Origin of the sequence: Streptomyces sp. NPDC048361 (genome assembly GCF_040651795.1) — a bacterium.
Lineage (GTDB): Bacteria > Actinomycetota > Actinomycetes > Streptomycetales > Streptomycetaceae > Streptomyces.
This window is the reverse complement of record NZ_JBEZKW010000052.1, coordinates 29,301-51,159: the sequence shown is the minus strand read 5'-3', so window position 1 is coordinate 51,159 and position 21,859 is coordinate 29,301. Positions and strand designations below refer to the sequence as shown.

At 71.0% G+C, this 21,859-nt stretch carries 16 protein-coding genes; 9 read left to right on the top strand and 7 right to left on the bottom strand.

What is annotated here, in order from left to right:
* Nucleotides 1-2 precede the first annotated feature (2 nt).
* The 4 genes from AB0D31_RS26170 to AB0D31_RS26155 are packed head-to-tail and all read right to left on the bottom strand — an operon-like array spanning nucleotide 3 to nucleotide 5,918.
* Entirely contained in the window at nucleotides 3-530 is a 528-nt protein-coding gene (locus AB0D31_RS26170; protein ID WP_362727540.1) for a hypothetical protein, read from the bottom strand.
* Nucleotides 527-2,713: a hypothetical protein gene (locus AB0D31_RS26165; RefSeq protein ID WP_362727538.1), complete on the bottom strand. Its 2,187-nt coding sequence runs from the start codon at nucleotides 2,711-2,713 to the stop codon at nucleotides 527-529. The genes AB0D31_RS26170 and AB0D31_RS26165 overlap by 4 nt, the downstream gene beginning before the upstream one ends.
* Nucleotides 2,710-4,509 carry a hypothetical protein gene (locus tag AB0D31_RS26160; RefSeq protein ID WP_362727536.1) on the bottom strand — a complete coding sequence of 600 codons (1,800 nt, stop codon included), beginning with the start codon at nucleotides 4,507-4,509 and terminating at the stop codon, nucleotides 2,710-2,712. Before AB0D31_RS26160 ends, AB0D31_RS26165 begins: the two co-directional genes overlap by 4 nt.
* Nucleotides 4,506-5,918, bottom strand: a complete 1,413-nt coding sequence (locus tag AB0D31_RS26155) for an integrase (RefSeq protein WP_362727534.1) — start codon at nucleotides 5,916-5,918, stop codon at nucleotides 4,506-4,508. Before AB0D31_RS26155 ends, AB0D31_RS26160 begins: the two co-directional genes overlap by 4 nt.
* Nucleotides 5,919-5,943: 25 nt before the next feature.
* Here AB0D31_RS26155 and AB0D31_RS26150 point away from each other — a divergent pair, with 25 nt between their 5' ends.
* From AB0D31_RS26150 to AB0D31_RS26130, 5 genes are all read left to right on the top strand, one after another.
* Complete coding sequence (locus tag AB0D31_RS26150) at nucleotides 5,944-6,285, top strand: hypothetical protein (protein ID WP_362727532.1); 342 nt, start codon at nucleotides 5,944-5,946, stop codon at nucleotides 6,283-6,285.
* Complete coding sequence (locus tag AB0D31_RS26145) at nucleotides 6,282-7,472, top strand: histidine kinase (protein ID WP_362727530.1); 1,191 nt, start codon at nucleotides 6,282-6,284, stop codon at nucleotides 7,470-7,472. The genes AB0D31_RS26150 and AB0D31_RS26145 overlap by 4 nt, the downstream gene beginning before the upstream one ends.
* Entirely contained in the window at nucleotides 7,469-8,164 is a 696-nt protein-coding gene (locus AB0D31_RS26140) for a response regulator transcription factor (RefSeq protein WP_362727529.1), read from the top strand. Before AB0D31_RS26145 ends, AB0D31_RS26140 begins: the two co-directional genes overlap by 4 nt.
* Nucleotides 8,165-8,282: 118 nt before the next feature.
* Nucleotides 8,283-8,831, top strand: coding sequence for a DUF485 domain-containing protein (locus AB0D31_RS26135; protein ID WP_362727527.1), 549 nt, complete (start codon nucleotides 8,283-8,285; stop codon nucleotides 8,829-8,831).
* The gene (locus tag AB0D31_RS26130) at nucleotides 8,828-10,426 is read left to right on the top strand and encodes a cation acetate symporter (protein WP_362727525.1); all 1,599 of its coding nucleotides are present in this window, start codon (nucleotides 8,828-8,830) and stop codon (nucleotides 10,424-10,426) included. The genes AB0D31_RS26135 and AB0D31_RS26130 overlap by 4 nt, the downstream gene beginning before the upstream one ends.
* A gap of 232 nt (nucleotides 10,427-10,658) precedes the next feature.
* Here AB0D31_RS26130 and AB0D31_RS26125 read toward each other — a convergent pair whose 3' ends face one another.
* Nucleotides 10,659-11,342, bottom strand: a complete 684-nt coding sequence (locus AB0D31_RS26125) for a response regulator (protein WP_362727523.1) — start codon at nucleotides 11,340-11,342, stop codon at nucleotides 10,659-10,661.
* Between the two features lie 159 nt (nucleotides 11,343-11,501).
* Between AB0D31_RS26125 and AB0D31_RS26120 the strand changes: the two genes are divergently transcribed.
* The 3 genes from AB0D31_RS26120 (at nucleotide 11,502) to AB0D31_RS26110 (ending at nucleotide 14,551) form a co-directional block, all read left to right on the top strand.
* Complete coding sequence (locus tag AB0D31_RS26120; protein ID WP_362727521.1) at nucleotides 11,502-12,317, top strand: ABC transporter ATP-binding protein; 816 nt, start codon at nucleotides 11,502-11,504, stop codon at nucleotides 12,315-12,317.
* 49 nt (nucleotides 12,318-12,366) lie between these two features.
* Nucleotides 12,367-13,326: an ABC transporter permease gene (locus AB0D31_RS26115; RefSeq protein ID WP_362727520.1), complete on the top strand. Its 960-nt coding sequence runs from the start codon at nucleotides 12,367-12,369 to the stop codon at nucleotides 13,324-13,326.
* Between the two features lie 232 nt (nucleotides 13,327-13,558).
* Nucleotides 13,559-14,551 carry an ABC transporter substrate-binding protein gene (locus tag AB0D31_RS26110; protein WP_362727561.1) on the top strand — a complete coding sequence of 331 codons (993 nt, stop codon included), beginning with the start codon at nucleotides 13,559-13,561 and terminating at the stop codon, nucleotides 14,549-14,551.
* A 107-nt stretch (nucleotides 14,552-14,658) separates the two neighbouring features.
* On the opposite strand, the gene AB0D31_RS26105 is transcribed toward AB0D31_RS26110, so the two are convergent.
* Nucleotides 14,659-15,336: a response regulator gene (locus tag AB0D31_RS26105; RefSeq protein WP_362727518.1), complete on the bottom strand. Its 678-nt coding sequence runs from the start codon at nucleotides 15,334-15,336 to the stop codon at nucleotides 14,659-14,661.
* Nucleotides 15,333-17,114, bottom strand: a complete 1,782-nt coding sequence (locus tag AB0D31_RS26100) for a sensor histidine kinase (RefSeq protein ID WP_362727516.1) — start codon at nucleotides 17,112-17,114, stop codon at nucleotides 15,333-15,335. The genes AB0D31_RS26105 and AB0D31_RS26100 overlap by 4 nt, the downstream gene beginning before the upstream one ends.
* Before the next feature lie 356 nt (nucleotides 17,115-17,470).
* On the opposite strand from AB0D31_RS26100, the gene AB0D31_RS26095 reads away from it, so the two are divergent.
* Nucleotides 17,471-21,781: a discoidin domain-containing protein gene (locus AB0D31_RS26095; RefSeq protein ID WP_362727514.1), complete on the top strand. Its 4,311-nt coding sequence runs from the start codon at nucleotides 17,471-17,473 to the stop codon at nucleotides 21,779-21,781.
* Nucleotides 21,782-21,859: the final 78 nt, after the last annotated feature.

The following is a 21,859-nucleotide window of genomic DNA, read 5'->3' as shown; positions in this document are numbered from 1 at the left end:
TGTCAGGGCCGGCGCCGCCGACGGGTGAGGTCAGGAACGGCGGACTGGGCGGCCACTTGCTGCTCCAGGGCCGTGATGGTCTCCTTGAGCTTGCTGTTCTCGATCTCCAGGACGTGGAGGATCCGGGCCAGGAGCTGTGCCTGTCCGCGCAGATCGTCGCGTTCGGCTCGGACGCGGGCCAGGTCCTGCTGCTGCTTGGCCGCGCGGGCCCGCGCCGAGTCGGGCAGCGCGTCGGGGACGGCAGCGCGGTCCTTGACCAGGGCGTAGAACAGGTCCTTGAGGCCGGTGTGCTTGTGGGTGAGCTTGTTGCGGCGCAGGCCGGCTTCGGTGGCCAGGGAGACGACGGTCAGCTTGCCGTCGGAGTGCAGCGGGGTGCCGATCAGCAGACGCACCATGGCGTCGGTGATGGCTCTGATCTCCTTGGCGTCCTCGGTGTCGTGGCCCTGGGCGCGGGTGAGGGCTTCGCCGACGAGCTGGGCCAGCGCCGCGCCGTCGCGCGGGCCGGACGGGGCCGCGGCGGGGGCGTTCATCGGCGCTCCGTGGGTTCAGGGTCGGCCGGCTGCTGGGCGTCATGGCGGCGGATGATGGCGGTGAGGTGGTCCTTGCGCTGCTGTTCGCGGGCGGCGATGGGGTAGGGGTCGAGGCCGGCGTCGGCATCCGCGTCGATCCGAGCGACCTCGGTGCGCAGGGCGGTGATCTGGCTGTCGGTGCGGCTGATGTTCGTGCACGCCGGGTGGCAGCGGGAATGGTCGGGGGTGCTGCGGCCGCCGTCGCGCACCCGGTCTCGGTCGGGGTTGCACAGCGCGGTGAACGCGTCATGGTTGCAGGTCAGGAACGCCTTCGGGTCTTCGTAGACCTGGAGGCGGGGATTGGCGACCAGCGCGCGCAGTTCGCGCCTGCCGAGGTAGGTCCCGGCGTAGCGGTCGGAGAACTCCGTGGCCGCGGCGCGGTAGCGGTCGGCGGCCGGCCCGCTGACCTTCTCGCCGGCGGCCAGGCGTTCGCCGGCCTCGGTGAGGGTCTCGGCCAGGGCCAGGCCCTTCTCCTGGTCCAGGACCTCGAGCATGTCGGCCTTGGAGCGGCCGGCGTAGGACTCCGACATGGCGGTGGCCGCGTGTCCGTACTGCACCGCGAGCGCGATCCGGCCGCCGGGCTGGCGGTAGATGAACCAGGCGACGGTGCGGCGGAAGCGGCGCAGGGCGACGGCGCCGTCGGGATCGGGCGGGATCAGCTCGTGGGGCCGGTCGTGGGCGGCGGCGAGTTGGTTGGCCCAGGCGGTGAAGGCCCGGATCCGCTCCACGGCGGTGTCGGAGGACAGGCCGGTGCGGGGCATGCAGGTGCCCTTGGCGTACCGGTAGAGGGTGCGGGTGAACAGTTGCTCGCCGTCTTCGAGTTCTTCGACTACGCCGATGGCGCGCGCCACGGGCTCCAGCACGATCCACGGGTCCGCTCGTACTTCGCCTTCGCCGATCGTGTTGCCGTCCTCGTCGAGCACGCCCTTGAAGTGCCGGCCGCGGACCTCGAACCGTACGGTGCCGTCGTCGCGCTCCGCGCGGGTGCAGCAGCCGCGGCGCAGGGCCAGGACCTCCTCGGGCCTCATGCCGGAGAGGTAGGCGCAGCAGATCAGAGCGGCGGTGGACAGGTGCAGCATCAGCACGTCCACGTCGTCGAAGCCGACCTGCTCGCGCCACGGGGCGGCGCCGATCCGGGCGGCGAGCGGAACGTCGAGGCGCGGGGCGGGGCCGAAGTCGGCCGGGTTGAGCTCGTCGGTCAGGAGGCCGCGGGCGCGGGCGATCTGGGAGGTGGTGACGCCGAGGGTGCCCGCCAGGAAGGTGTTGGCCATCGGCGGCAGCGGCCCGCCGAAGCGGGCGCGCACGGCGGTAGCGCCGGGCGCACCGCTGGAGGGCAGCTTCTTCCCGGCCGCGAGCAGGCCGCGCAGGTGGGCCACCGCGGTCTCGGTGCCGCCGCGCGGGGCGCGGTCGGGGATGGCGGCGAGGAGCCGGCGCTGCGCGCGGGCGGCGGCCAAGATGTCCGGGGCCAGGTCCAGGACCGTGCGCAGCGCCCACACCAGCAGCGGGGCCATGACGGCCGGGTGCACGATCGCGACGGCGTTCTCACCGTCCGGGGTGTCGTCGTTGGTGCCGAGGAAGTCGGACATGACCGCGGCCGGGTCTTCCCAGGGCGGCATGACCAGCCGGTCGCGCTCGGGCAGGTAGGGGGCGTAGGCCCACAGCCGGGAGATCACCCACAGGGCCTTGGCGTCGGTGCGCCACTGGCGGCCGAGCGGGCGCAGGTGGTCGGCGTACGCCTCCAGGTCGCCGGTGGTGACCTGGGAGAGCTCGGTGATGCCGCGGCCGCCGAGCCAGACGGCGAAGCGGATCCAGATCTGGAAGTTGTGGCGCAGGGTGCCCGGTTGGGTGGTGGAGCGCGAGGCCCGCTGCTGGAGCAGCACCGCCGGGGTCGGGATGTTCAGCTCGGCAAAGGCCGCGCGCATCACGCCGGGGCGCAGCCCGGCGGGGCAGCGGCTCCAGTCGATGACCAGCGAGCGGTTCGATTCCCTGGCGCTGATCAGCGCCAGACGCCATGCCAGATCACGGAAGCGCGGCAGCTGCTCGGGGTCAAAGCCGGGCCGCAGCCGGTTGAACGGAAGGACGAAGGCGTCCGGGGCCGGGTCGACGACCTCCGGGCCGGCGGGCACGGGCGAGGTCGCGGTCACGGGTCGAGCCTCCGTTCCAGCATCGCGTGGATCAACTCCCGCTCGCTGTCGTCGACGGCGGTGACCAGCTGGGGTCGCGCGTCGGTGGTGGTGTAGGTGGTGAGGAAGTCGCCGATCCGGGCGTGATGCGTCGCCCAGTCCGCGGCCCACACCGCCGGCGTCACGGCCGAGCGCAGGGATTCCAGCGCTTGGTGCAGGTAGGCGATGCGGGGCAGATCGCGGCCGGTGGCCACGGCGTTGCGGCAGGCGAAGCACAGGAGGAACGACACCGCGCACGGCATCCCGGCCGTGCTGTGGTCGGAGTTGAGGAAGTCCGCGCACGAGGCGACCGGGGTGCGCAGCCGGCCGGCCACGATTCGGCGCGCCACCTCCACGTCGATCCCGGCCTCCTTGGCCACGAGCTCGGCGCTCACCTCGCCGGCGGCGTCTTCCTTCTCCACCAGGCGCATGGCGACCGTCTGCCGGGCGGAGGCCAGAGCCTGGGCCAGTCCGAGCTCCACCGCGCCGCGCGAGGCTGTGCGGACGTCCTCGTCCTGAAGCTGGTAGTCCCGCTCGTGGGTGGTCTGGGTGTTGTTGCGGGCCCGGCCGTGGTGCGCCTGCGCGCTGTGGCGCAGCGCCTGGGCGTGCACCCGGGCGGGAAGGTCGACGCCGCCTTCGCGGGCCTGCTGCTGCCAGCGCCGAATCGCGCCCTCCAGGGCCTTGCCGATCTCGTGGTCCCGGAGATTTTCGGCTCCACCCAGACCGCGGTGGCCGACCAGCAGCTTCGTCGTGGGCCGGCCGAGCGCCTCCAGGGTGGTCCGGGCCTGTGCGGTCAGTTCCAGCACGTGCCGCAGGGCGCGGCCGCTGGAGCCCTCGCCGACATCGACGAGCGTGTTGCTCGCGTGGCGGCGCCGTCCGCGCCGGGCCTTGTCCGTGTCGACCTGGTGCACGGCAGGGTCCTCGCGGTCCGCGTTCGGCCACCAGGTGGGCACGTCCATCTTCTTGAGCACCGACTGGTTCCACGCCTCGTGCACGATCAGCAGCACGGCCGCTGCCCCGATCTCCGCCGGCGTCGGAAAGAGCCGGCTCAGCGCGGCGGCGTTGCCCTCGAAGCCGCACGCGCGCTCCGCGTACGCGGTCACCGCGCGGTCGGCGCTGTTGAGGCAGCGCGGCAAGTCCCCGGTGCGGGCCAGTACGTCCAGCACCTCCCCGAGGGGCCAGTCGCCGTCCCCGCGCTCGATCGCCCCGGCCTGCCACCGCTGGAGGAACGCGGTGTTCGCCGCGATCCGCAGCCGCCCGGCGCGCACCGTCGCGGCGGCCGCGTCCCGGATCCGGCGCAGCTCCTCCCGGGTGTGGGCCTGCTTACGCGGCCGCCCGCGCCGTGCCGGCGGCCGACGCCGCGGCGTTTCCATGAACACCTGGGTCGTCTCCGGCACCCCGGGTGCCCGCCGGACGACTGCGGCCAAGACCCGGCGGACGTGGATATCGCCGCTCCACTGCTTCCACCACTCCACCGTGATCTGCTCGGTCGCGGCGACGGGCGGGTCAGCCGCCGCCGCGTCCTTGAACAGCAGCTTCAGCGTGCCGGCGTTGGTCTGGTAGGTGTCCTGGCTGCCCCAGCCTCGGCCCTGTGCGGCCAGCGCGGCCACCAGCGCCCGCCGGAAGTCGACGGAGCCGGGGCTGTTCCGGAAGTCCCATACGCCCAGCGGCCTCCCGGCGCCGCTGACCGGGCGGATGACCAGCCCGTCGGCGTCCAGCACCGGCGCCTTGCAGTAGTCCGCTGGCGGCAGCGTCGCCCGGCGCCCCCGCCCGCTCACGCCGCGTCCAGGATCAGGCCCGTACGCGCCGCCAGCTCCGCGATCTTCTCCGCGTCCACGGGGTTGTCGTCGTCGCCGAGCAGCGACTCCAACTGCAGCCCGCGCACCGGCTCCAGGTACACATCCCGCGTCACCTGGTCGCTGCGGTGCCCGAGCATGTCCTTGACCATCAGCCAGACCTGCCCGTACACCTCCTCGTAGTGCAGACGCTCGGCCGGCGTCAGCCCGAGCCGACGGTCCAGCGCGTTGTGCAGCGCGATCAGGGTCCGCAGGGCCATGGAGTGCCGCAGCATCTTCGGCGTCGCGAAGACCTCGAGCCCCGCGGCCGCGCACCGGTCGCTCGCCCGCTCGAAGACCTTCGTCCAACTCGTGTACCGCAGCGGCAGACCGCTCTCGGTCAGCCACAGCATCGCCGGCTCCAGGCCGTCCTCACCCTCGACGAACAGCAGCATCCGCTCGGCGGCCGTCAGCCTCTTGAGCGCGCTCTCGCCCGTATGCCCGTCCGGGCCCCTCCACTGCACGCGGCCCGCCCGGCTGACCGCCTGGATGATGCGCAGGTCGGGCAGCCGCTCGTAGACGCCGCGCCGGCGAGCGCGGGCCACCGCAAGGGAGCGCGTGCTCATTCGGTAGCCCTCGACGCGCTGAAGCGCCGGATGTCCGAGGTAGAAGGTGTAGCCGGCCCGCTTGGCCACACCCTGGCCCACCCGGCCCGGGTAGTAGTTCCGCCGCCCGAGCGTCGGCAGCTCGCAGAGCAGCAGGGTGCCGCCCTCTCGGCGCCGCAGGCCGCTGGAGTACATCAAGTCGGCGTACGCCGTGTCCCGACCGGCCGAACGGCCGCGCCACGCCTCGTCCTCCAGGCCGCTCGGCAGCATGCCGCCGAGCCCGACGTTGCGCCACAGCCGAAAGGCCCGGGGCGAGAGCCACTTCACGTCCGAGGTCTTCACGTCCGACGGTGGGGCGAGCGTCACCGGGTTCGACGGGACGAGGCCGCGCTTGGCCGCGATGCCGTACAGCAGCTTCATCGCGGCCTGCTCCTTCGCCCACGTGCCGCCGTCGACCGGCGCCGGGTTCGTCGCCCCGCGCCGGCGCCAGTCCTCCCAGTCCTCGACGTCGACCTCCGACGCCTCGTCCCAGTCCAGTCCGCGCTGCCACAGGAACGTGAAGAACAGCCGGTAGAGCGGGGCGTACGTGACCTGCGTGCCCTGCGCCTTGGCCGAGAACGCCGAGCGTCGCAGGCACTCGCTCAGCCGGGGATCGACCCGACCGTCCGGCGCGACGAGGATCGGCTGCCGCTCGCGCAGCCCGAGCGCCCGCTCGCGCACCTTCAGGTCCTCCCAGCCGGGGACGGGTCGATCTCCGACGGGATCGCCCCCGTCACCAACCCAGAACAGCCGCCATTCGTACGCCATTTGACTCCCTCAGCCGCAACACGACATGAGGCAACACAGCGTATGTCCACAGAACACCGGTATCGGCTGGGCCTGGACGTCGAAGATATGGACCGAGGCGGACGGCACGATCTGGTCCCGCGGCACCAAGGCCACCGCCGGTATCTGGGTCCTCGGCATCGTCCTGCGGGTGGGGCTCGCCGGGCTCGGCGCCCTCGCCGGGATCCACCTGGGCACGGGAGCCATCCTGCTCGCCCTCGCCGCCTCCCTGCTCGTACGCGGCGCCATCATGATCTGGCGGACCCAGTCGGCCGTCCCGTCGTACGGTGGTGCCGCCCCCGGCGCCGTCCGCGGGCCGGCCCGGCAGGTGTGGAAGGACCGTGTGTGACCGTGGAGACCTGGCTCGACTGGCCCTCGCGGGAGGCCCTGTCCCGCACCGGCCTGACTCCGGCCAGACGCAATCTCGCGTGGGGCGTCCGGGCCGTCGTGCTCGGCGCTCTGCTCTGGTCCACCTTCTCCCGCGGGCAGGGGCCGGGCCGCTGGGCCTGGGTGGCGGGGCCGGCCCTCGTGGGGGTCTGCGCCGTGCTGGGCCGGACGTTCTACCGCTGCACCTACGCACACCGGCTCGGGCCGTCGCTGGCCTCACTCTTCCTGGTGATGGCGGCCGCGGCCGGGGCGCGGGCCGGAGGCTGGCCGGTGCTGGCGCTGGTCCTGTGGTGCGGCTGCGCGGTGACCGCGCTTGAGCGGCTTCCGCTGGCGGCCGCCGTGCCGTGCACCGCCCTGGCTCTGGGCGCGTACACCCTGGTCGACAACGACAACTGGCTGACCACCGCGGTGACGGCGGCGGGGCTCGGCCTCGCCGGATATGTGCTGCGGCTCGACGCCGAGGCCCGCGGCACCGCCCACCGGCTGCTGAACCAGGAACGGGCCGCGCGGGCCGCCGAGGCGGAGTCCGCCGCGCTGGACGAGCGGGCCAGGATCGCCCGCGAGATCCACGACGTCCTCGCGCACAGCCTCTCGGCTCAGCTGGTCCACCTGGAGGCGGCGCGGCTGCTGATCGAGCGGGAGCCGCCGGGCGAGTTCAGGGAGAAGATCCTGGAGCGGGTGGTGGCCGCGCGGGGCATGGCGCGCGAAGGCCTCGCCGAGACCCGCCAGGCGCTGTCCGCGCTGCGCGGCGAGATGACCCCGGTCGAGGACTTCCTGCACACCCTGGTCGAGGGGGCCGGAGCCGGTACCGGGCTCGCCGCGGGCAGCGGGGTCCACGTGAAGGGGGAGCGCAGGGCGCTGCCGGCGGAGGCGTCGGGAACCGTGCGCCGGGTGGCACAGGAGGCCCTGACCAATGTGCGCAAGCACGCGCCGGGCGCGGCCGTCGCCGTCCGGCTGGAGTACCTGCCGCACGAAGTGACCCTGGAAATACGGGATTCGGGGGGCCTTGGGCCGGCAGGGGAGCTCGCTGTCAGTGGCTCCGGTTACGGTCTGTTGGGGATGAGGGAGCGCGCCGAACTGCTCGGCGGCACCCTGGAGGCCGGGCCGGACGAGGAGGGCTTCGTGGTGCGACTGAGGGTGCCCGCATGACCGGGGCAGGCCCCGGGACACGGGGGGTGATCAAGGTGGTCGTGGCCGACGACCAGTCCGTGGTGCGCGAGGGCATCGTCATGCTGCTCGGGCTGCTGCCCGGCATCGACGTCATCGGCTCGGCGCGCGACGGCGAGGAGGCGGTGACCCTCACGGCTCAACTGGCCCCGGACATCGTCCTGATGGACCTGCGTATGCCGCGCTGCGACGGAGTGGAGGCCACCCGCCGCATCCGGGCCGAGCACCCCGGCACCGAGGTGGTGATCCTCACGACGTACGCGGACGACGACTCGCTCTTCCCTGCTCTCCAGGCCGGTGCCCGCGGGTATCTCACCAAGGACGCCGGGGGAGAGGAGATCGTCAAGTCGATACAGGACGTGCTGTCCGGGCAGGCCGGGCTCGCCCCGTCCATCCAGCGCCGTCTGCTGGAACGGGTGACCACGTCTCCGCCCGTCGCGGTCCCCGGCGAGCTGCCCGACGGGCTCACCACGCGTGAGGGCGAGGTCCTCCGGCTCGTCGCTGAGGGGATGTCCAACCCCGAGATCTCCCGGGCCCTGCATATCTCGACGGCCACCGTGAAGACCCACATCAACAACATCTTCGGCAAGTCCGGGGTGCGCGACCGCGCCCAGGCCGTGCGGTACGCCTATCGGAACGGATTGGCCGATCCGCCCGGAAATCCGCTTCCGTAATTCCCGCTCCCTCACCTAATGGGGTGAAACGACGCCGTAGGAGAGCCTTCGGCCCGTCCTCTCCACCCATCCTTGGGCTCGTGGCCGAACGGGGCCGTGGGGCAAGGAGAGTTGTTCGGTGGAGAAGCAGGAAGGGCGTGATCCCGCGGCGGCGCGGATCGACGACCCTTGGTATGACGCGCTCGCCTCAGGGTGGGGCGAGCTGGACGGTGGGACGGCAGCCGCTACCGTGCCCGCCCAGCAGCGGGCCGGCGAGGACGAACGTCTCAGCCCGTCCGAGATCTATCTGGAAGTGCACCGCAGCGCCGCCTTCCAGGAAGTGCGCCGACGCTACCGCCGGTTCGTCGTCCCGGCCGCTCTCGCCTTCTTCGCCTGGTACCTGGCCTATGTGATCACCGCGGTCGGCGCCCCGGGCTTCATGGCCCGCCCGGTGGCAGGCGCGGTGAACGTGGCGATGATCGCCGGACTCGCCCAGTTTCTGACGACCTTCCTGCTGACCTGGGCCTACGCACGTCACGCCCGGCTGCGCCGGGACCGGGCCGCGCTGGAACTGCGCTGGGTCGTGTTCGAGCAGAACCACCAGCACCGGCACGGCCGGCGGACCGGGCACGCCGGCGGGGTCCGCCGGGACGACGGACAGGGAACGACACGGGAGACCACCAAGTGACCGTCGGCCAAGACCATCAGACTCTGGCATTGCTGCTGTTCAGCGCGTTCGTGGCGGCGACGCTCGCCATCACCACGTGGGTGAGCCGCAACCGGCACGGCTCCGCCGAGGAGTTCTACACGGGCGGCCGATTGTTCTCTCCGATGGAGAATGGTTTTGCCATCGCGGGCGACTACATGTCGGCTGCTTCCTTCCTCGGTATCTCCGGACTGATCGCGCTCTTCGGCTACGACGGCATGCTGTATTCCGTCGGATTCCTCGTGGCCTGGCTCGTGGTGCTGCTCCTGGTCGCGGAACTCGTCCGCAACTGCGGCAAGTTCACCCTTGCCGACGTCGTCGCCGCCCGGATGAGTGAGCGTCCCGTCCGGATCGCGGCGGGAACTTCCTCGGTCACCGTGTCCGTTCTCTATCTGGTGGCCCAGATGGTCGGCGCCGGCAGCCTCGTCGCCCTGCTGCTCGGCGGCACCAGCGGCGCCGCGCGGAACTGGACGGTCATCGGGGTCGGCGCCCTGATGGTGGTCTATGTGTCGCTCGGCGGAATGCGGGCCACCACCTGGATCCAGATCGTGAAGGCCGTCCTGCTCATGGCCGGCACGATCACCCTCACCGTGCTCGTGCTGCTGCGCTTCCACGGCGACATCAACCTGCTGCTCAACACGGCGGCCCAACACAGCGGCCACGGAAAGGAGTTCCTGGCACCGGGCCTCAAATACGGCGGAGACTGGACGGCACGGCTCGACTTCATCAGCCTCGGCCTGGCCCTCGTCCTCGGCACGGCCGGACTGCCGCACATCCTCTCCCGCTTCTACACCGTGCCCACCGCACGGGCCGCCCGCAGCTCGGTCATCTGGTCCATCGGCCTCATCGGCGGCTTCTACCTGATGACGATTGTGCTCGGGTTCGGCGCTGCCGCCCTGGTCGGCTCCGCGGAGGTCAAGGCGTCCAACCCGGCGGGCAACACCGCCGTCGCGCTGCTCGCCTACGACCTGGGAGGCGGAGCGGGCTCCACCGGGGGCACGGTGCTCTTCGCCGTGGTCGCAGCCGTCGCCTTCGCCACGATCCTGGCCGTGGTCGCGGGTATCACCCTGGCCTCGTCGGCATCGGTCGCCCACGACCTGTACGCCTCGCTCAGACGCCGGCACGCCAAGCAGCGCAGCGAGGTCGCGGTCGCGCGGGTCGCCGCGGTGGGGATCGGAGCGGTCGCCATCGCGCTCGGTCTGCTGGCCCGCGACCTCAATGTGGCGTTCCTCGTCGGCCTCGCCTTCGCGGTGGCCGCGTCGGCCAACCTTCCCGTGCTGCTGTACTCCCTGTTCTGGCGCAACTTCACGACCCGGGGCGCCGTGTGGTCGGTGTACGGAGGCCTGGTCCCGGCGCTGATCCTGGTCCTCGTTTCACCCGTGGTCTCCGGCAGTCCGGAATCGCTCTTCCCGGATGTGGACTTCCAGTTCTTCCCGCTGCAGAACCCGGGGCTCCTCTCCATCCCCCTGGGCTTCCTCGCGGGCTGGCTCGGCACGGTGACCTCGCACGAGGTCCCGGACGAGGAGAAACTCGCGGAGACGGAGGTACGGGCTCTGACGGGGGCGGGAGCGGTATAGCCGGGGGCCGCCGTGGCGGCCCGCTCGACGAGCCCGCCCCGGCAGGGCTGGATCCGGCAGGACCGTCCCGGCGGGCCCGCCCCGGCAGGCTTGGCTTCGGCGGGCCCGCTCGACGAGCCCGCCCCGGCAGGCCAGGATTCGGCGGGACCGTCCCGGAGGGCTGTTCCCGCGGGACGGTTCCGGCGGCGGAACGTGCGGGTGCCACGCCCCCGCGCTCACACCGCCCAGGCCCTCACACCGCCCAGGCGTACCGGTGTTCCGGGCGCCCCGTCTCGCCGTAGCGCAGGGTGAGACACAGGCGCCCGGACTGTTCGAGGAGCCGCAGATAGCGCTGGGCGGTCGAGCGGCTCAGGCCGGTGCGGTCGGCGACCTCGTGGGCGGAGAGCGGATGGTCGGCGTCGTGCAGCACGTCGCGGATCAGCTCCGCCGTCGGCACCGAGTGGCGGCTGGGCAGCCCGGTGCGCAGGGCCGCGAAGATCCGGTCGACCTGGTCCTGGTCCTGGTCCTGGGGTTCGGCTCCGGAGCGTCCCGCCGCCCGGTCCACGGTGCGCCGCAGCGTCGCGTACGAGTCGAGCTTGGCCCGCAGCGCGGCGAACGTGAACGGTTTCACCAGGTAGTGCAGGGCGCCGTGACGCATCGCGGCCTGGACGGTCGCCACATCGCTCGCCGACGTCACCATGATCACGTCGGTGTGGTGGCCCTGGTGGCGCATCCGGCGGACCAGGCTGAGCCCGGTCTCGTCGGGCAGGAAGTGGTCGAGCAGAACGAGATCGATCCGGTGGCGTTCCAGTGCGGCCAGCGCCTGGGCGGCGCTGTGCGCACGCGCCACGACCCGGAACCCGGGAACCTTCCCCACGTATGACGCGTTGATCTCGGCAACACGGAAGTCGTCGTCCACGACCAGCACGTCGATCACGTCGCTCTCCTCTCCGGCGCCGGCCCGGCGTTTTCCGCGCTCCGGACCCCGCAGTTGTATCGCGCGCAAAACGAGCACAACAGGGGTTTGCGCGCACAAGTGCGTCCAGTGCCCACAAGGCTGACGCCGGGCAGCGGCCCGCGCCTACGGTCCCGCTCCATGAACACAGACACCGGCCCCGCCATCGAGCTGAGGGGCGCAGGCAAAGCGTTCCGTACGCCGTCCGGGACGCTGCACACCGCCGTACGGGACCTCGATCTGAGCGTGCGACAGGGCGAGTTCGTGGCCGTCGTCGGCCCCACCGGCTGTGGAAAGTCGACGACGCTGACCCTGGTGAGCGGCCTGGAGGAGCCCACCGAGGGCGAGGTCCTCGTGGCCGGGGAGCCGGTCGACGGCATCGGCGACAAGGTCGGCTTCGTCTTCCAGCAGGATGCGGTCTTCCCCTGGCGCACCGTGCTCTCCAACGTCATGGCCGGGCCGCGCTTTCGCGGCGTACCGAAGGCCGAGGCGAAGGAGACGGCCCGTGCCTGGCTCGCCCGGGTCGGGCTGACGGCCTTCGAGGACCGCTATCCGCACCAGCTCTCGGGTGGTCAGCGCAAACGCGTCGCCCTCGCGGCGACCTTCGTCAACGATCCGCGGATCCTGCTGATGGACGAGCCGTTCTCCGCGCTCGACGTACAGACCAGGGCCCTGATGTCGGACGAGCTCCTCGACCTGTGGTCCGGCACCGGAGCCTCCATCGTGTTCGTCACCCACGACCTGGAGGAGTCCATCGCCCTGGCCGACCGGGTCGTTGTGATGACGGCGGGCCCGGCCACCGTGAAGCGGATCTTCGACATCGACCTGCCGCGCCCGCGCAGAGTCGAATCGGTGCGTCTGGAGCCCCGCTTCATCGAGATCTACCGCGAGATCTGGCAGTCCCTGGGCGAAGAGGTCCGGATCACCAGGGAGCGGGGTGCGGCCGATGTCGCCTGACACCCACGGGCCGTCGCCGCTGTCGTCTGGGATCCAGGGGCCGTCGCCGATGTCGCCTGACACCCACGGACCGTCGCCGGTCTCGCCTGGGATCCAGGGGCCGTCGTCGACGAGTCCGACTGCGGCCCTCACCCCGACTGCCGCCCTCACCCCGACTGCCGCCCTCACCCCGGCCGGCGCCACGTCCGCGGCGCGGACGTCGACGCGCGCCCGCGCTGCCCGCAACCGCCGCTACCTGGTACACGGCAGCCGTGTCCTGCTCCTGGCCCTGGTCTTCGGCGCCTGGGAGCTCCTGGCCCGTGCCGATGTCATCGATCCCTTCAACTTCTCGATGCCGTCGGCCATTTGGGACCAGATTCGGGAGTGGGCCCTGCACGGCACCGCGCAGGGATCGCTCTGGGAACAGATCTGGTACACGCTCTACGAGGCGCTGCTCGGCTGGGTCGTCGGGGTGGTCACGGGCGTCGTACTCGGCATCACGCTCGGCCGCATCCGCTTCTTGTCCGATGTCCTCGGCCCGTACATCAAGGTGCTCAACGCCATCCCGCGCATCGTGCTCGCGCCCGTCTTCCTGATTTGGTTCGGGCTGGGGCCGGCGTCCAAGGTCGCGTCCGCCGTCGTTCTCGTCTTCTTCCCCGTCTTCTTCAACGCCTTCCAGGGGGCGCGCGAGGTGGACCGGAACCTGGTGAACAACGCCCGCATCCTGGGGGCGAGCAACCGCAGAGTCACCCTCCAGGTGGTCGTTCCCTCCGCCACCTCCTGGATCTTCACCAGCCTGCACGTCAGCTTCGGGTTCGCGCTGATCGGGGCGATCGTCGGCGAGTACATCGGCGCGACCAAGGGCCTGGGGCTCCTGGTCGCCGCCTCCCAGGGGACCTTCAACGCCGCGGGGGTGTACGCGGCGATGGCCATCCTCGCCGTCGTCGCCCTGCTCACCGAGGGGCTGCTCACCTTCGGCGAGCGGCGGCTGTTCCGCTGGCGCCCGGCAGAGCCCGGCACCGAACGCTGACACCGGGCGCGACCGCGAGCACAGACCGCGAGCACCGACCGCGAGCGCCGACAAGCACGGGGCGCGCTTCCCGTTCCCGCCCCATCCGATCAGTGATCACAAGGACGTGAGGATCATGCGTATCAAGCCCAACCCCTCGCTCGCGCACGGCGTTTCACACTCATCCGCCGCCCACACCCCGCGCAGCGCGCCCTCGGCCCTCCTGGTCGGCGGGCTGTGCGTCGGTCTGCTGATGACGCTCTCCGCGTGCGGCGGCGATACGGCGTCGGACACCAAGAGCGCGTCCGGGCAGGCCACCGTGAAGGTGATGGTGGGCGGTCTCGACAAGGTCATCTATCTGCCCGCGATGCTCACCCAGCGGCTGGGTTACTTCAAGGCCGAGGGCCTGGACGTGCAGTTGCTCACCGAGCCCGCCGGGGTCCAGGCCGAGACCGCGCTGATCTCCGGCGACGTCCAGGGCGCCGTCGGGTTCTACGACCACACCCTCGATCTTCAGGTGAAGGGCAAGAAGGTCGAGTCGGTGGTGCAGTTCTCGCACGCGCCGGGCGAAGTGGAGATCGTCGCCGACCAGGCCGCCGCGACCTTGCAGTCCCCCAAGGACTTCAAGGGCAAGAAGCTGGGGGTGACGGGGCTCGGTTCCTCGACGGACTTCCTCACCAAGTACCTCGCGGTGCGGGACGGCGTGAAGACCAGCGAGTTCACGCCCGTCGCGGTCGGCGCGGGGCAGACCTTCATCGCCGCCCTGAAGCAGGGCTCCATCCAGGGCGGGATGACCACGGATCCGACGGTCGCCGCCGTCGTCGACCAGAAACTCGGCAAGGTCCTGATCGACATGCGCACACCCGAGGGATCGCAGCAGGCGCTCGGCGGCCCGTACCCCTCCTCCAGCCTGTACATGAACACGCAGTGGGTGAACGGCCACCGGCAGACGGTGCAGAAGCTGGTCAACGCGCTGGTGAAGACGTTGCGTTGGATGTCGGCACACAGCGCGGACGAGATCGCCGCGAAGATGCCCGCGGACTACGCGCAGGGCGGCAAGGCGCTGTACGCGCAGGCGATCAAGAGCACCCTGCCGATGTTCACCAAGGACGGTGTCATGCCCGAGAACGGCCCGGAAACGGTCGAGAGGGTGCTCAAGGCGTTCAACCCCAACCTCAAGTCGGCCAAGGTCGATCTCTCCCAGACGTTCACCACGGAGTTCGTGAAAAAGGTCCCGCAGGGCTGACCTCGACGGGCCCAAGGGTGGTCGGGCCCAAGGCCGGTCGGTCCCACGGCTGGTCGGCCCCAAGGCTGGTCGGCCCTAGGGCAAACCGGCCCCGCCCGGGGGGTTTCCTACACCGACGCCACCCATGTGTAGCGGTGCTCTGGGCGGCCGGTCTCGCCGTAGCGCAGGCCGAGCCGCACGCGGCCGGCCCGTTCGAGGAGCTTGAGATAGCGCTGCGCGGTCTGGCGGCTCACCCCGGCCCGCTCGGCGATCTCCTGCGTCGAGAGCGGCCCATGGGCCGCCTTCAGGACTCCGCGCAACAGGTCGGCGGTGGTGGGGGAGTGGCCCTTGGGGAGGTCGGGCTCGGCGGGCACGGACAGCGCCCCGAAGATCTTGTCCACCTCCGCCTGCTCGGCCTCGCCACCGCCGTCCAGGGTGCGGCGCAGCACGGCGTACGCCTCCAGCCTGGTACGCAGCCCGGCGAAGGTGAAGGGCTTGACCAAGTACTGCAACGCGCCCTGACGCATCGCCGCCTGGACAGTGGCGACATCGCGGGCCGCCGTCACCATGATCACGTCGGTGTGATGGCCGAGCCGGCGCAACTCCCGTACGAACGCGAGCCCGTTCTCGTCCGGCAGATAGTGGTCGAGCAGCACCAGGTCCACCGGTTGCGCGACGATCCGGGCGAGCGCCTCGGCGGCCGAATGCGCCTCGGCGACCACCCGGAAACCAGGAACTTTCCCGGTGTACGCGGCATTGATGGAGGCCACCCGGAGATCGTCGTCCACGACCAGTACGTCGATCACCGTGCCTCCTTGACGGTCCCGGGCCGGTTCTGGTCGGCCCCCGCATCCTGACTCGAGCCGGGCGCCGGGCTCGGGTCATCCGGCGTCCCACTCGTCACCCCGCCCGGCTTCCCTCCACCCGACTTCGCTCCCAACCCCACGCCCGCGTCCGCGCTCAGCGCCTCGCTCAGCGCGTCCGGCAGCACCACGGTGAACTCCGCGCCTCCATCGGGGCCGGACCCGACCCGCGCACTGCCGCCCATCCGCTCCGCGAACCTGCCGACCAGCGCGAGCCCGAGACCCCGCTTGCCGTGCGCGGGTGCCTCCTTGGTGGTCCAGCCCTCGGTGAAGACCAGCTCGCGCCGTTCGGCGGGGACTCCGGGACCGTTGTCGCGGACCCGCACCACGACGGTGCGCCCCTCGGCGCGCAGCTCCACCTCGACCGCGGCGCCGGGCGACCCGGCCGTCGCGTCGAGCGCGTTGTCGACGAGGTTGCCGGTGACCGTGACCAGGCCGCGGGGATCGACGAGCCGGTCGGGCAGCAGGGTGGCGGGGGAGAGGCTCAGGGCGACCGCGCGCTCGGCGGCGACCGTCGCCTTGCCGACCAGGACCGCGGCGAGCAGCGGGTCCCTGATTTTCTCGGTGACCTGCTCGGCGGTGGCCCGGTGCACCCCGACCACCTCGGTGACGAAGTCGACGGCCTCGTCGTACAGCTCCAGTTCGAGCAGGCCGAGCAGGGTGTGCAGCCGGTTGGCGTGCTCGTGGTCCTGAGCGCGCAGGGCGTCGATCAGGCCGCGTGTGGAGTCCAGCTCGCGGCCCAGGCGCTCCAGCTCCGTTCGGTCACGCAGTGTCGCCACGGCGCCGCCGTCCTCGGTCGGCATGCGGTTGGCGACCAGGACGCGGTGTCCGCGCACGGTCAACAGGTCGGTGCCCTCGACCCGGCCGGCGAGCACCTCCGTCGTACGGCCCGTGCCCAGGGCCTCCTCAAGGGCTCGGCCGGCGGCTTCGGGGCCGACGCCCAGCAACCGTTGCGCCTCGTCGTTGAGCAGCCTGATCCGGCCGCCGCGATCGAGCGCCACCACGCCCTCGCGGATGGAGTGCAGCATGGCCTCGCGCTCCGCGAGCAGCCCCGAGATGTCGGAGAACGCCAGGTCACGGGTCTGTTTGTGGATGCGCCGCGCGATGAGGTACGCGGCGAGCGCGCCGACCGCGAGCGCGCCGCCCGCGTAGGCGAGGAGCCCCGGGATCGCGTGCAGGAGCCGGGCCCGCACGCTGTCGTACTCGATGCCCACCGAGACGGCGCCCACGATGGTGCCGCTCGCGTCCCGCAGCGGGACCTTGCCCCGGGCCGAGCGGCCCAGGGTGCCGCTGTCGATCTCCATGACGTCACGGCCGGCGAGGGCGTCCGTCGGGTCGGTGGAGACGACCTGGCCGATCTCCCCCACGTCAGGGTGTGACCAGCGCACCCCCCGGGTGTCCATCACCACCACGTACTCGGCGTGCGTCGCGTGCCGCACGCGCTCCGCCTCCACCTGCACCGGGCCGTCGGCGGACGGCCGTGAGGACAGCAGGTCGTCGGCGATCCTCGGCTGGGCGGCGGTGGCCGACGCGATGGCGAGGGCGCGCCGCATGGCCTGGTCGTCGAGCTGGGCGCCGAGCGGGGCGAGGAAGAGCCCGGTCGCGAGGACGGCGACCCCGGCGGCGATGGCCAGCTGCATCAGGAGCACCTGCGAGAAGACGCGCCGCGGCCAGCCCAGGCGCCGCCGACGGGGGGCGGTGGCGGTCGGTGGGGCGGTCATGGACAGGCACGTTAGACGGCTCGGGTCGCTTCTCGAAATCCCCTCGGGATCACGGTGCGGTCTCCGTGGGCGCCTCGACACACCGTGTTAGCGCGATGAAATTCGCTTGCGTTGTTTGCGGATATCTTGCGGGCGCCTGTCGTGCTGTCGGCAAAGCCGCAGGACGCGCCGGTGACAGGGAGGAAAGCGATCGTTCCGGTTCGCCGCGCGGGGCGGACGCCGGTTCGTCGGGGTGGTCGCAGGGATGGACGCCTCGGCACATCTCTGCAACTCTCTCACCGCTCAGCGCAAAATTCGTGGTTCTTCCCTGCAGAAACCCTAGTCGGCAGAAATCCAGTCGCGCAGATCGGGGACACATGAGAACGCACCACTGGAGATGGCGTACGCGGATGAGAATGCTCGCCGCGCTGCTCGCCACCAGCCTGTTCATGATCGGTTGGCCGGCACTCGCCGCCTCGGCGGCGACGGCGGCCGGTCCCGACCTCGCCGCCGGAAAGCCGGCCGCGTCGTCCGGGGCGAACGGCTCCTACGGCGCCAAGAACGTCACGGACGGCGACCAGTCCACCTACTGGGAGAGCGCGGGCAGCGCCTTTCCGCAGTGGGTCCAGGCCGATCTGGGCGCCACCAGCGGCATCGGTGACATCGTCCTGAAGCTCCCTGCCGCCTGGGGCGACCGCAAGGAGACCCTCTCCGTGCAGGGCAGCGCGGACGGCACGAGCTTCAGCACCCTGGTGGGCTCCGCGCCGTACAGCTTCGCGCAGAGCTCGGGCAACACCGTGAAGATAGGGCTTGACAACGCGCGGGCCCGCTTCGTACGGGTCGAGATCACCGCGAACACCGGCTGGCAGGCGGCCCAGCTCTCCGCGCTCGAAGTGCACGCGGCCGGCGGGTCGAGCGACAACCTCGCCCTCGGCAAGACCCTCACCGCGAGCAGCGCCACCCAGACCTATGTCGCCTCCCACGCCAACGACGGAGACAAGGCGAGCTACTGGGAGAGCGCCAACAACGCCTTCCCGCAGTGGATCCAGGCCGACCTCGGCGCCACCGTTCCCGTCAACAAGGTGGTGCTCAAGCTGCCGGACGGCTGGGGCGACCGTACCCAGACCCTCAAGATCCAGGGCAGTGCCAACGGCACCGACTTCACCGACCTGACCGCGTCACAGGGGTACGCGTTCACCGCCGGCAACGGTCTCACCGTGCCCATCGCCTTCGACTCGGCCACCACGCGCTACCTACGGGTGCTCATCTCCAACAACACCGCGCAGCCCGGCGGTCAGCTCTCCGAGCTGGAGATCTATGGCCCGGCAAGCGGTGACACGCAGGCGCCGACCGCGCCCAAGAACCTCGCCTACACCGAGCCGGCCACCGGCCAGATCAAGCTGACCTGGGACGCGGCCACCGACAACACCGCCGTCACCGGCTACGACGTGTACGCCAACGGTGAGCTGCGCACCAGCGTGGCCGGCACCGTCACCACGTACACGGACAGCCAGCCGGCCGGCGCCACCGTCGCCTACTACGTACGGGCCAAGGACGCCGCGGGGAACCAGTCGGCCAACAGCAACACCGTCACCCGTAAAGGTAGTTCGGGCGACACCCAGGCGCCGACCGCACCCGGAAACCTCACCTATAGCGAGCCGGCCGCCGGGCAGATCAAGCTCACCTGGGCGGCGTCCACCGACAACACCGCCGTGACCGGCTACGACATCTACGCCGACAACCAGCTGCTCAAGAGTGTGGCGGGCGATGTCACCACGTACACCGACAGCCGGCCGGCCACGGTGACCGTCTCCTACTACGTGCGGGCCAAGGACGCGGCGGGCAACCAGTCCGGCGCGAGCAACACCGTGACCCGCAACGGCGCCCCCACCGGTGACGGCTCCAACCTCGCGGTGGGCAAGCCGATCACGGCGTCCTCGTCCACCTTCACGTTTGTCGCGGCCAACGCCAACGACAACGACACGGCGACCTACTGGGAGAGCGCGGCGGGCGGTTACCCGAGCACGCTCACCGTCAAGCTCGGCGCCAACGCGGACACCAGCACCGTGGTGCTCAAGCTCAACCCGGACAGCGGCTGGGGCAGGCGGACCCAGAACATCGAGGTCCTCGGACGCGAGCAGAGCGCGTCGGCGTACACCTCGCTGGTCGCGGCCAAGGACTACACCTTCGACCCGGCCGGCGGGAACACGGTGTCCATACCGGTGGCGGCGCGCGTCGCCGACGTCCAGTTGAAGTTCACCTCCAACACCGGCGCGACGGGTGGGCAGATCGCCGAGTTCCAGGTCGTCGGGGTGCCTGCGCCCAACCCGGACCTGGAGGTCACCGCGCTCACGGCGGCCCCGTCCGCGCCGGTCGAGTCGGATGCGGTGACCCTCGCGGCGACCGTGCACAACAAGGGGAACAGCGCCGCGCCCGCCACCACCGTCGCCTTCCAGCTCGGCGGCTCCAAGGCGGCCACCGCAGATGTGCCCGCGCTCGGGGCCGGCGCCTCGCAGACGGTCAGCGCCTCGATCGGCACGCACGACGCGGGAACTTATCCGCTGAGCGCGGTCGTTGATCCGGACAACACCGTCATCGAACAGAACGACACCAACAACACCTTCACGGGCAGCCCCCTCGTCATCAAGCCGGTCTCCTCCTCCGACCTGATCGCCTCCGGGGTCGCCTGGTCGCCGAGCGCCCCCTCGGCCGGCCAGGCGGTGGCCTTCTCCGTGACGCTGAAGAACCAGGGCACCCTGGCCTCGGCCGGCGGCAGCCACGGCATCACCCTGACCCTGCTCGACGACAAGGGCGCCACGGTGAAGACCCTCACCGGCGCCTACAGCGGAACACTCGACGCGGGCGCCACCGCGGCCCCGGTGAACCTCGGCAGCTGGACGGCGGCCAACGGAAAGTACACGGCGAAGGTGGTGATAGCGGACGACGCCAACGAACTCCCGGTCAAGCGCGCCAACAACACCAGCCAGCAGGCGTTCTTCGTCGGCCGCGGCGCCAACATGCCGTACGACACCTATGAGGCGGAGGACGGCGTGACGGGCGGCGGCGCCCAGGTCGTCGGCCCCAACCGCACCATCGGAGACCTCGCGGGCGAGGCCTCGGGCCGCAAGGCGGTCACGCTCAACTCCACCGGAAACTATGTGCAGTTCACAACAAGGGCCGACACCAACAGTCTGGTGACGCGGTTCTCCATCCCGGATTCGGCGGGCGGGGGTGGCATCGGCGCGAGCCTGGACATCTACGTCGACGGCGTCTTCCGCAAGGCCATCGACCTGAGCTCGAAGTACATGTGGCAGTACGGCGCCGAGGCGAGCCCCAACAACTCGCCGGGCTCCGGCGGCCCGCGCCACATCTACGACGAGGCCAACATCCTGCTCGGCGACACCGTGAAGGCGGGCAGCACCATCCGTCTCCAGAAGGACGCCGCCAACACCTCCACGTACGCGATCGACTTCATCAACCTGGAGCAGGTCAGCCAGGTTCCCAACCCCGACCCGGCGGCCTACGTCGTGCCCGCCGGTACTGCGCAGCAGGACGTGCAGAACGCCCTGGACAAGGTGCGGATGGACGCCACGGGCAAGCTCATCGGCGTCTATCTGCCGCCCGGGACCTACATCACGAGCAACAAGTTCCAGATCTACGGCAAGGCCGTGAAACTGGTCGGTGCGGGTCCCTGGTTCAGTCGCTTCGCCACCCCGCCCGACCAGGAGAACACCGACGCCGGTTTCGACGTCCAGTCCTCCGCCAACGGCTCCTCCTTCACCGGCTTCGGCTTCTTCGGCAACTACACCTCGCGCAACGACGGCCCGGGCAAGGTCTTCAACTTCTCGAACGTCGCCAACATGACGATCGACAACGTGTGGGCCGAGCACATGATGTGCCTGTACTGGGGCACCAACACCGACCACATCACCATCAAGAACTCCCGGGTCCGCGACCTGTACGCGGACGGGATCAACCTCACCAACGGCAGCAGCGACAACACCATCAGCAATGTGGAGGCCCGCTCCACCGGAGACGACAGCTTCGCGCTGTTCCCGGCGACCGACATCAACAACGCCGACGAGACCGGCAACGTCTTCGAGAACCTCAGCGCCCTGCTGACCTGGCGGGCCGCCGGATTCGCCGTCTACGGAGGCACCGCCAACACCTTCCGGAACCTGTACGCGGCCGACATGCTGACGTACCCCGGACTGACCATCGGCACGCTGAAGTTCGGCTCGATCCCCGCCCTCGGCTTCGGGACGGATCCGACCACCTTCCAGGGCATCTCCCTGGTGCGCTCCGGCGGCCACTTCTGGGGCGCACAGGCGTTCGGCGCGCTGTGGATGTACTCCGCGGAGTACACGTTCCAGGGGATCCGCATCACCGACCTCGACATCACCGATCCGACGTACTCCGGGATCATGTTCCAGACCAAGTACAACGGCAGTACGCCGCTCAACCCGATCAAGGACAGCGTGCTCACCCATGTGAGCATCAGCGGCGCCAAGAAGAGCGGGGACGCCTTCGACGCCAAATCCGGCATCGGGATCTGGGCCAATGAGCTGCCCGAACCCGGGCAGGGCCCCGCCGTCGGCGAGGTCACCTTCAACAACCTCAAGTTGAGCGGCAACGCTCAGGACATCAGGAACACCACGTCCACCTTCACGATCCACACCAACCCGTAACGGAGGACGCCGAGAGGGCGCCGAGAGGGCGCCGAGAGGGCGCCGCCCCGGGGAATCGGGGCGGCACCCGCACGCCAA